8 protein-coding genes are annotated in these 11,096 nt (G+C 51.6%); 1 reads left to right on the top strand and 7 read right to left on the bottom strand.

The annotated features are described in order from the left end of the window. Positions 1–135: 135 nt before the first annotated feature. Positions 136–312 carry a hypothetical protein gene (locus ACNRUY_RS24270; RefSeq protein ID WP_488114254.1) on the top strand — a complete coding sequence of 59 codons (177 nt, stop codon included), beginning with the start codon at positions 136–138 and terminating at the stop codon, positions 310–312. Positions 313–443: 131 nt separating this feature from the next. Here ACNRUY_RS24270 and ACNRUY_RS24265 read toward each other — a convergent pair whose 3' ends face one another. From ACNRUY_RS24265 to panB, 7 genes are all read right to left on the bottom strand, one after another. Continuing rightward, complete coding sequence (locus ACNRUY_RS24265) at positions 444–3,050, bottom strand: hypothetical protein (protein WP_488114253.1); 2,607 nt, start codon at positions 3,048–3,050, stop codon at positions 444–446. A 110-nt stretch (positions 3,051–3,160) separates the two neighbouring features. Further along, positions 3,161–5,110 (bottom strand): acetate--CoA ligase, encoded by a 1,950-nt coding sequence (gene acs, locus ACNRUY_RS24260; protein ID WP_488114252.1) that lies wholly within the window; start codon positions 5,108–5,110, stop codon positions 3,161–3,163. Positions 5,111–5,233: 123 nt separating this feature from the next. Continuing rightward, positions 5,234–6,238: an adenosine deaminase gene (gene add / locus ACNRUY_RS24255; protein ID WP_488114251.1), complete on the bottom strand. Its 1,005-nt coding sequence runs from the start codon at positions 6,236–6,238 to the stop codon at positions 5,234–5,236. A 167-nt stretch (positions 6,239–6,405) separates the two neighbouring features. Further along, positions 6,406–8,058 (bottom strand): glucose-6-phosphate isomerase, encoded by a 1,653-nt coding sequence (gene pgi, locus ACNRUY_RS24250; RefSeq protein ID WP_488114250.1) that lies wholly within the window; start codon positions 8,056–8,058, stop codon positions 6,406–6,408. A gap of 100 nt (positions 8,059–8,158) precedes the next feature. Next, positions 8,159–8,977 carry a hypothetical protein gene (locus tag ACNRUY_RS24245; RefSeq protein ID WP_488114249.1) on the bottom strand — a complete coding sequence of 273 codons (819 nt, stop codon included), beginning with the start codon at positions 8,975–8,977 and terminating at the stop codon, positions 8,159–8,161. Between the two features lie 94 nt (positions 8,978–9,071). After that, positions 9,072–9,935, bottom strand: a complete 864-nt coding sequence (gene panC / locus ACNRUY_RS24240; RefSeq protein ID WP_488114248.1) for a pantoate--beta-alanine ligase — start codon at positions 9,933–9,935, stop codon at positions 9,072–9,074. After that, positions 9,935–10,729 carry a 3-methyl-2-oxobutanoate hydroxymethyltransferase gene (gene panB / locus ACNRUY_RS24235; protein ID WP_488114247.1) on the bottom strand — a complete coding sequence of 265 codons (795 nt, stop codon included), beginning with the start codon at positions 10,727–10,729 and terminating at the stop codon, positions 9,935–9,937. The genes panC and panB overlap by 1 nt, the downstream gene beginning before the upstream one ends. Positions 10,730–11,096 lie beyond the last annotated feature (367 nt).

The raw sequence follows: 11,096 nt of genomic DNA, 5'->3' as shown, positions 1-11,096 counted from the left end.
ACAAAATACCTGTCTCGTTACCTCGGGTGGAAAAGGTTTCTTAAAACTCAACTCTTCTCAGAGGAGGCTTTTTTAGATCAAGTTTCTATACATTGGGTAGAGCAACACTTAATTTGAACAGCGCCGGGAATGCTATTGGATAAAGATGATCTTAAATCTTTTTATAATGCATATGAGAGATCGGGGATGCCATTTCCAGGTAGAATTTCGGGCCGGGTGGTTGAATACAGGTATAGCAAAGTAACAGGTAAGTTAGAGCAATTTTGGGGGGAGGCTATAGGAACAAGCTCAGTTTCTGATAAAGCGGATTAATTTTCAGGTTTTGTCATTGACAACAGTATCAATATGTTTGAGTGCCTTCAGTGTTGATCATAAACGACTATTGACGGATATCAATAATCTGAACACTAAGTGGATTGGTTATGAATGGGAGACAGCAATGCTTATTGTTTTATCTGCAGGGCATAATTCTCCACTGCCGTCAATAACTGTTGAATCAACGGGTCTTCATTGTGGCTGGAAAGTTCCCGGGACACATTCTGGAGTAATACAGCCGCTTCTTTGTAGGCGATAGGACTCTGCTGGCAGACATTGATCAGGCAGTGAAGGGTTGCCATGACCTCTACCCGACTTCGATGAAAGAGCTGACTGCACCATTTTGGCCAGCGCTTGTTGTCCAGTGCCTTAAAGGCTTCCTCAATGGCGGGGGGAGGGGTGAGCAGGCTCTGGGGAGCGGGTTCTGCACAGAGGGCTGCTTCCGGGTTATCAATCAATTGCTGCAGTTGAAGGAGAGTTGTGAATGCTTCTATTGCCTTCGGTGGCTCTATCTGTTCAGTTTTGGCTCCCTCAATCAGAAAGCGCTGACAACTTTGTAAGGGATCTGCCAGGGTATTCAATGGCTGTTCCTGGTCAATCCATTTTCGGATCTCCCTGCTCAATGGCAGGGAAGCATGAGAGACGGAAGCAGAGGCTTCAATGGACTCAATGATGTCAGCAAACCGGTTGGTCAGTCGGGTGCTTTCTGCCTGAACGCTGGCGAGGTGGCTTATTTTGTCATCATGATGGCTGACGGACTTCACGGCCTGTTCATACTGCTCAAAGTATTCCATCAGCTGCGCTTTATACCGGTCTGCAGGGTCGTTTTGATCCGGTTTCTTTTCATGAGCCTGGGCAAGCACTTCTTTGGGAAAGCTGCTGATCAAACAGTCATGGGCTTGCTGGCCCTTTTCTATGACGGGCTGAATGTTATCCATCTCTATGCTTTCAGGCACGCCTTCAGAAAGGTTTGCCAACTTTTCCAATACTCGCGACAGCAAAGCGTCCTGGCGTCCCTCCCAGTGAGCGAACAGGTGGGTCAGAGCATGCACTTCCTCAAGTTTATTGATGGGGGCAATGATTTTTTTGAGTTGGGTTGATGAGGAAAAGAGGTGTTCAGACTGTTTTCCGGAAAAAAAGGATAGAAAATGGTGGTTATGGTCGATGGTTTCTGTCTCTGACAGAGTGGCCTGAAGATATTGATCCAGGGCTTCAAAATGCCCAAGACCGGTTTTCAGGGACAAAGTGGCCGGTCCTTCCTGAAGCAGTTTTCGGGCAGCCAGATTGAGCAGGTGGTGATAAGGCGTTGTTGTTTCGGGCACCAGTTCTGTGAGTAACTGCCAGGCTTCTCCAGGCAGCTTCTTATCAAAGCTGGAGAGGTTTTTAAGGGCGGTGTCGGCTTTTTTCAGGGCATTGATAAGGGGAGGAGCTGGTTTTTCTCCGGCCATGGCTTCTGAGTTTTTATCGGACAAAAGCGGTTCGATTTCCCTTAATGCACTCAAACCTTCAAGGCCATTTTTACAGGCCTTATCCTGCTTCATTCCCAGTAATTCACACTTTCTGCAGGCCATGGAAAAAAGAGGAACGAGAGGCTCGTAGAGTTGCCGCTGGGAGCGGATAAAGTCGCTCAAGCTTGCTAGTGCTGCCTGATGTTTGTTTCTGTCTTCGACTTTTGAACGGGTTTGCAATGGCGTAGCCAGTGATTTCAGCTTTGGTGTCTTTAGCTCAGACAACCAGTCAGAGGAACCGGAACCTGAAGGTTGTGCCGATTTTGGTGTTTGCTGGACAGGCCTGGAGGTTGCTGTTTCTGGTAACGGCTTGGGGGGAGCTTTTTCAGCGGTATCACTGCTAACGCTCTGGTTGTTAGGCCGAGTGCTTGCTTTAGTTGCAAGCCCTTTATCTATGTGGACTGGCTGATTTTTGCTGACGGCATCAGAGGGCTTTTTATTTGCCTCTGCTAAAGGTGCTTTATTTGCGCTGGATGAGGGCTCTTTATCGACTTTGGAAGTAGGCTTTACCGATGGATGATCACGGGGATCGTCAATCGCTTTCTCCGCTGTTTTTTTTTGTGGCCTTGGCTCTTTTTCCAGCATCCTTTTTAAAGGGCTTATTGTCGGTTTTTCAGAGTCTGGCCGGGGGGGGAGTGTGTGCCTGACCAGTTTCTGCTTGGTTTCCTGAAGTAGCTGGCTGGCTCTGCCAAGTTCGGATCGGGCATCGGCCGTCAGTTTCTCAATGCTCTCTTCCGGGGTTTTTTTCCGGGTGGAGATAAGGGACTTTTCCAGCAGTCTCAAAGCTTCAAGAGGCGGCATAACACCGCGAATCATGTGGGCCGAGGTTTCTGAAGCATGGCGGTGGCTGAGTCGATCTTCCATCAGCAGGCTGTTGATTCGCTGGTTATACCGGGTCATCAGGTCATGGGCGACCTTATGGAGTTCTGCAAACCGCTTTCTCAACTCTGTCCGCTCTTCTACAGGGTTTGACTCAAGCTGGGAAAGCGCGGATAACAGGGACTGCTCAATAGCACTGACCTCCTGTTCCCAGGTGTCTTTTTCAGTATTTTCCTTGCTTTCTGAGCCTGAATCGGGAACCAGGGCCGCATTTAACTGGCTTTTTAACTTTCGATCTTCCGTCCGCTCAGGTAACCCTTCCTGAAGGTCATTGCCCGGATCCCTGGGATTACCGGCTTCACCTCTCTCCTGGCAGTGGCTGTCTTGTGGGGTCTGTCCTGAAGCCATGAATGGTGCATCCTTTGCTTTTACTGTCCTGCTGAAACCGGCGATGGCTCTTCTTTCAGCCTTTACCAGGAAAGCCCGTGAAAGTACCTGAGTGGTCAGCTGCCAACGGATCAAGGTGTTGAGAGCAGTTGTTGAACTACACCAGGATCTGCCAGTGTTGAGGTATCCCCCAGCTCGGTCTCCCCATTTGCGATCTTTCGCAAAATTCGCCGCATTATTTTCCCTGACCTTGTTTTCGGCAGAGATGCGGCCCACTGGATAGCCTCTGGTCGGGCAAAAGCGCCTAATTCCTGGCAGACCAGTCGGGATAATTCATGGTTGAGTGTTTCTGAAGGGCGGTAGCCACTGATCGGAGTGACAAACGCATGGATAGCTGCTCCTTTGATGGGGTGTTCCACCGCGACAACGGCAGCCTCGGCAATGGCTTCATGGAGCACCAGGGCGCTCTCTATCTCTGCGGTACCTATGCGGTGGCCGGAGATGTTCATAACATCATCCACCCGGCCGGTAATCCGGAAATAGCCCTCTTGGTCCCGGCAGGCACCATCCCCGGTGAAATAGTAGCCGGGAAAGGGGGTGAAGTAAGTATCCAGCAGTCTCTGATGATTACCCAGGATCGTTCGAAGCTGGCCAGGCCAGGAGCCTTTGAGCGCCAGGTTACCTTCTCCGGGACCCTCAATTTCATTACCCTGATCATCCAGTAACACCGGCTTTATTCCTGGAAATGGCAAGGCGACCGATCCGGGTTTCAGGGGGGTGACCCCGGGCAGGGGGGCGATCATGGCACCACCGGTTTCCGTTTGCCACCAGGTGTCGATAATGGGGCAGCGACCCTTGCCGACCCTCTGATGATACCAGCGCCAGGCTTCAGGGTTGAGAGGTTCGCCGACACTGCCCAGTAGGCGGAGACTGTCCCGGGAGGTGTCTTTCAGGGCATCCGGGCCTCTGGCCATCAGAGCCCTGAGGGTGGTGGGGGCGGTGTAGAAAATACTGACCTGATAGCGGTCAACGACCTCCCAGGCCCGGGCAGCGTCCGGCCAGAAGGGAGTGCCTGCGAAAAGCACGCTGGTAGCACCGTTGGCAAGGGGGCCATAAACAATGTAGGAGTGGCCCGTGATCCATCCCACGTCGGCAGCACACCAGTAAACGTCATCCGGGTGGTAGTCAAACAGGTAATGGTGAGTCATGGCGCTTTGCAGCAGATAGCCGGCCGTAGAGTGAACGATGCCTTTTGGTTTGCCAGTGGACCCGGAGGTATAAAGGACAAACAAAGGATCCTCAGAGTCCATGGTTTCCGGGTTGCAGGTGCTGGCCTGGCTACCGGTCAGAGCCCGATAGTCGATGTCCCTGCCATTCTCCCAGTTTGAGGGAGTGGTGGGAGTCTGGCCACTCTGTACCACAAGGACCGTCGTGACATTGGGACAATCTTTCAGAGCGGTATCCGCGTTCTGTTTGAGGCAGATCTGCTTGCCTCCCCGGAGACTCTGGTCGGCCGTAATGAGAGTGCGACAGCTGGCGTCTAATAGTCGACTGCGCAGGGATTGGGGGGAAAAACCGGCAAACACCACTGAGTGGATGGCTCCAATCCGGGCACAGGCAAGCATGGCATAGATTGCCTCCGGAATCATGGGGAGATAAATGCAGACTCTATCCCCTTTTTTTACACCTCTTGACTTCAGTCCGTTGGCCAGCCTGCAGACTTCGTCGTGCAGGGTCTGATAAGTGATTACCTTTTGCTGGTCCGGGGTGTCTCCCTCCCAGAAAAAGGCGACTTTGTCTGCTTTGTCGGGAAGGTGCCGGTCAATACAGTTGTAGCTGGCATTGAGTTTGCCGCCCTTGAACCAACTGACCTTCCCCTTGGCAAAGTCACCTTCATAAAGGGTTTCCCAACTTTGAAACCAGTCAATGAACTTATTGGCCTTGTATGTCCAGAAGGCGTCCGGGTTATGCTTTGTTTCTTCTATGGCCTCCCAATATTTTCCGGGTGTCATCCAGGGTGTGTGGAAATGGTCAGGAACCGGATAGCTTTCTTCTGTGGACAACTCTGAAGGGGAAGGCATAAAACAGGACCTGCTGTGACGGGTTCAGCCGGTCAGTATAGATGCTTGCCTGGAAAGAAGTGTTAACAATGCCGGCATGAATTGTTAGTTCATGCCGGGTTGTGCGCAGTTGAAGCTGGAGGGTTAAGCGCGGTTAAGCGCTACTTTTCTCAGATTTTCTTTTTCCTCATCACTGAGAAAGGCAATGGTCAGGCCATTCTCCTGAGCCTGTCGCATATCATCCTGGCTCAGGCCCGCTGCTGGAGCCGCCACCTCATACTCATAGGGCAGCTCAATGCCCTCTACAGCAGGGTCGTCCGTATTGATGGTGGCTAGAACCCCGTGATCCAGAAACTGTTTGAGAGGATGGCTTTCAATATTTGGAAAGGTACTGGTCTGGACGTTGGAGGTGAGACAGGATTCAATACCAACCCGATGCTCTGCCAGGTAATCCATCAGTTTCGGGTCATGAATGGCTTTGACTCCATGGCCGATCCGGGTAGCCCCAAGCTCTTTAATGGCCTGCCACATGCTTTCAGGCCCGGCGGCTTCCCCGGCGTGGACAGTGATGTTCAGGCCTGCTTCCCGAACCTGCCTGAAGTGTTCCACAAACAGCTCGCCGGGCTTGCCCAGTTCGTCGCCCGCCAGGTCGATGGCAACCAGCTGGTCTTTGAAGGCCAGGCAGGCATCCAGTTCTTTCTGACAGGCTTCCTGGCCAAAGGTACGGCTGAGAATACCGATCAGGTTGGTTTTGACACCAAAGTCACGGCTACCGGCTTGAACCCCATCGATCACCGCTTCCACCACGCCTTGTGGATCCAGGTTATGGGTCATGGCCATATACCATGGGCTGAAGCGCAGCTCGGCGTAATCGATTTTTGCGTTCAGGGCATCTTCGACATTTTCATAAGCGACCCTGCGGCAGGCGTCATAATCTGCCAGCACTTTAACCCCCCAGTCCAGTTTGCTCAGAAAACTGACCAGGTCGGGTTCCTGGCTTGTGACCTGAACGTGAGGGATCAGTGATTCAAGGTCGCTGGCGGGAAGATCCAGGTTGTGCTTCCGGCCCAGCGCCAGAATCGTGGCCGGACGGATGTTACCATCCAGATGACGGTGGATATCGGTAAGGGGTAAGGTCTGAGTGATCATTGTGATGCCTGACGATTTGTTATTGAGCCAGTGACTGCCGGTGTGGCTTTTATCACAGAGAGTGGCTGCTGGCTGAGTATTATATGCCTGCTTTTATGCCTGGGTAAGGGGGAGGGAGATGGCTGAAATGGACAATGGCACCATGACGGTGCCATTGTGAGCGGAAATCAGTGATTAAACTGCTTAAACCGCTTGATCAGACCATTGGTAGAACTGTCTTGATCCGTGGTTTCTTCTTTCGAGCGGATTTTCTCAATCAGCCGGTCACCGAGCACTTTGCCCAGTTCAACACCCCACTGGTCAAAGGAGTTCACCTGCCAGAGTACACCCTGTACAAACACTTTCTGTTCATACATGGCAATCAGGGCACCGGTGGTTTCCGGAGTGATTTTCTCAGGAACGATCATGCTATTGGGGCGATTGCCTGGAATCACCTTGTGAGGTGCCAGTCTTTCCACTTCTTCCGGTGCCATGCCGGAGGCGGCCAGTTCATCCCGGACTTCTTCCAGGGTTTTGCCCTGCATCATGGCCTGGCTCTGGGCCAGGGCGTTGGTGAACAGCCAGGGGTGTTGCTCGCCAATGGGGTTGTGGGTGGTGGCTGGAGCAATAAAGTCCACGGGAATCAGGCGGGTGCCTTGGTGCAGTAACTGGTGGTAAGCGTGCTGATCGTTGGTGCCAGTGCCACCCCAGATGACAGAGCCGGTGTCATAGGGCACTGTGCTGCCATCCTCACGGGTACGCTTGCCGTTACTTTCCATATCCACCTGCTGCAGATGGCCGGGCAAGTCTCTCAGGAAATAGTCATAAGAAATCACGGCCTGGGATTCGGCACCCATGTAGTTTTGATACCAGATGCCCAGCAGCCCGGTAATCACCGGCATGTTTTGCGCCAGGGGGGCGTTGCGGAAGTGCTGGTCCATGGCTTCGGCGCCTTTCAGCAGGCGTTCAAAGTTGTCGTAACCTACCACCATGGAGATTAACAGGCCAATGCTGGACCAGAGGGAATAACGGCCACCGACCCAGTCCCACAGGGGCAGGGTGTTTTCCTGGGCAATGCCAAACTGGTCAATGGCGTTCAGGTTGGTGGAGATGGCCACAAAGTGCTTGCGGATATCCTGCTCGGCACAGCCCTGTTCGATCATCCAGGCTCTAGCCGCCTGGGCATTCTGCAGGGTTTCCAGGGTGCCAAAGGATTTGGAGGCAACAATAAACAGAGTGGTTTCCGGATCTACACGACGCAGGACTTCTGACAGCTCGTTCGGGTCAATATTGGCAACAAAATGGTGCTCAAGACCTTTGACGTGATAGGGCGTCATGGCGTTGATGGTGGTTTTCAGGCCCAGGTAGGAACCACCGATGCCGATATTGACGATCTGTTTGATGGTTTTACCGGTATGGCCTTTCCATTCCCCAGAGTGCACTTTTTCGGTCAGGGCTTTCATGCGCTCCCGGGTTTCCCGGATCATGGGCATAATATCTTTGCCGTCGACGATCACCGGTGTATCACCAAAATGGCGCAGCGCTGTGTGAAGAACGGCTCGCTTTTCGGTGTAGTTGATTTTTTCACCGGAGAACATCGCCTCACGGGCCTGATTCAGGCCGGCCTGTTCCGCAAGCTTGACCAGGGCATTCATCACGTCGTCGTTGATGCGGTGCTTGGAGTAATCCAGAAACAGGCCAGCGGCTTCCAGGCTGTAGCGGTCAAAACGGTTGGAGTCTTCGGCGAACAGGTCACGCAGATGGGTGTCTGCCAGTTGCTGGTTCAGTTCAACCAGGTCTTTGGATGCAGGCAGGTGATCCAGAACAGTTGGGTTGCTCACTGTCTTGCCTCGTTATGGGAGTTGAAGGGAAGGGTGGATAAGCGAGGAGGGAAATATACCCCAGTTATCCGGACCCTGAAAGTGGCTTGTTCCGGCGGCTTCAGGTCTCATCATGAGCGTGTTGTTGATTGTTGGCTTTATTTGTTACCAGTTGGCAGAAATAGCTGACTTCCTGTTCAAATTGAGTCAGGGCCAGGGTTTCCAGGGAAATGGTTTCAAAATCCGGGTTGATGGTTTGCTCTATTTCATTTTTTGAAAAGCTCCCCCGGAATTCTTTGCATCTATATCTATTCTGTGGGAAAGGTAGTTGCGCTGTATGTTCATATACGAACCAGCGGAGGAATGCATGCCATTTTGAGCTCAGCCATTGGGAAAAAATAGAATCATCGTTTGTTTGCTCAATACTTAGATACTGTTTTGCAACTTGGGCTATCTGGTTATAGGTATCGGGTATATAAGAGTGTGATGTGATGAATAAAATTGGGAAGGGGCGTGCTTTTGGTGCTTGCCTTCCAGTTTCCTGATACTGAATTCCCTGAAGATCGCCAGTGAATAAGTTCTTTAGAACGCGATTGGTTAAAATACAGGAGTCTCTTCGTTTTGGGGTGATGATAACAAATGGTTCAGTGTGTTTTTGATCTCTTTTTTTTTCGTTTTTTAGAGGATATCCGCAGTTTTTGGCAGTAACCAGGTTTCTTTCATAAACTGCCTTTTTCCACAAAATTTGAAACCCCGTTGTTTCCGGCAACAGAAAGTGATGCTCTACCTCGGAACTCACCTCTTCTTCAGCGTTTCGTTGGAAATGAACCACCTGGATAGGAAAAGAGTGAGATTCTTCATCATTTTTCTGGGCTTCGGTGGGAGCGGACGAAAGTAGTCCAGTTATGAAAAGAGCAATAGAGTGAGGTTTAGACAGCATGAAAAGGCAGCCTGTGGTTTTCTGACTTGGGATGCCCGGCTTAAACAGATGATCACCGGGTTCCAGTAGTTGCGGAACCCGGGATTGCCCCTAACTATCGATCGAAGTAGAGATTATCGATCAGACGGGCCTTGCCAAGGTAGCCTGCCGCAAGAATGACCAGTGAGGGCTCATCGTGGGTTGCCGGGAGCAGGGTTTGTGGATTACAGATATTAAAGTAGTCCGGTTTGAAACCCGCCTGGGCCATTTTTGCAAAAGCATCACGACGCAGCAGGTCCAGGTCGGTTTCTCCTGCCTGGATGGCCTTCCTGGTTTCGCACAGGCACTGGTGCAATTTTGGTGCTATGTCTTCCCGCTCTTCCCGGGTAAGGTAGCCATTGCGTGAACTCATGGCCAGGCCGGTGGATTCTCTGGCAATAGGAGCTCCCAGAATCTCTACAGGCATGCACATATCCCTGACCATTTTGCGGATAATGGTCAGTTGCTGGAAATCTTTTTCACCGAAGACAGCAACATCAGGACGGACAATATTGAACAGTTTGGTGACCACGGTAGCGATCCCGCGGAAAAAACCGGGGCGGGTTTTGCCACAGTGCATACCGTCGAGGATATCCACGCTGACATGGGCATGGTTTTCACTGCCTTCAGGGTAGATTTCACGGGTGCTGGCAGCATAGAGAAGATCCACGCCATGTTCGTTCAGAAGTTGCTGGTCCTGCTCCATGGTTCTCGGGTAGGAGTCGTAATCTTCATTAGGGCCAAACTGCAATGGGTTGACGTAAATACTGACCACCACAAAGTCGCAGTTCTGTTTGGCTTTTTCCACCAGAGTCAGGTGGCCCCCATGGAGATTGCCCATGGTGGGTACAAAGCCGATACGCAGCCCTTCAGAGCGCCTGGCTCCGACAATATCCTGGACTTCAGCAATGGAGTGGACAACTTTCATTTCAGAACTCATTATTCAAATCCATGTTCCTGGGCAGGGAAGGCACCGTTTTTCACTTCTTCCACATAGTGGGCAATGGCTTCCTGAGCGGAGCCTGATCCTGTCATGTAGTCTTTAACAAATCTTGGTTTACGCCCTGCCGTCATATTCAACATGTCGTAAATAACCAGAACCTGGCCGTCGGTGTCGGGCCCGGCACCAATACCAATGACGGGGATCTGAACGGCCAGTGTGATCTCCCGGGCCAGTGAAGAGGGGACGCACTCCAGAACCAGAATCGCAGCCCCGGCTTTTTCCAGCTCAATGGCGGCGGCAATCATGGCATTGGCCCTTTCCTGATCACGGCCCTGAACCTTATAACCTCCAAGAACATGCACCGATTGCGGTGTCAGCCCAAGGTGCACACAGGAGGGAATCCCCTGTTCCCGAAGGCGGCTGACAATGGGGCAGAGCCAGGTTTCCCCCTCCAGTTTGACCACTTCTGCACCCGCCTGCATCAATCGAGTGGCGTTGGTCAGGGCTTGTTGTTCGTTGGTGTAGGAAGCAAAGGGCAGGTCTGCCATCAACAGGGCGTTCCCGGCCGAGTTGCTGACGCAACGGGTGTGATAACACATGTCGTCTACGGTAACGGGCACTGTGCTGGATTGTCCCTGGCAGACATTGCCCAGGGAGTCTCCCACCAGAATCACTTCAACTCCCTGGCTGCTGACCAGGTGGGCCATTGTGGAGTCATAAGCAGTGAGGCTGGTGAATTTCTCACCCGCTTTTTTCATCTCGGACAGGACATTAAGGGTGACTTTAGCCATGGTAAAGACCTTGATCAATTGCTGGCGAGGATTATACGAAAAGTGGGGAGGGTTGTCAGTCCGGTGGTTGCGAATAGCCGCTATGAATTTGTTTTTCGAGATGACCTGATAATTGCTTTATTTATTGGGTATTCAGTAGAAAAAGAGGGGAGGTGGTATAAATTTGTATGGCTTGAGTTTTCTTTATTATATGGGTGGATGACAGGATTTTTGGTCGAGTGTGCTTTTGCTGTTTGCTAAGGAAGGTGCGAACAACCCCAGCTATTTGATAAATTCATCTTTTGGGATCGCAAAAGCAGCCTAGCCCCTGCAATTTTTGGTGGATAATCCACCAAAAACTTACTTGAAAGTGGCAGGGTTTAACCAC

This window comes from Endozoicomonas sp. Z74 (genome assembly GCF_057680865.1).
This window is presented reverse-complemented; position numbering and strand designations above follow the sequence as displayed.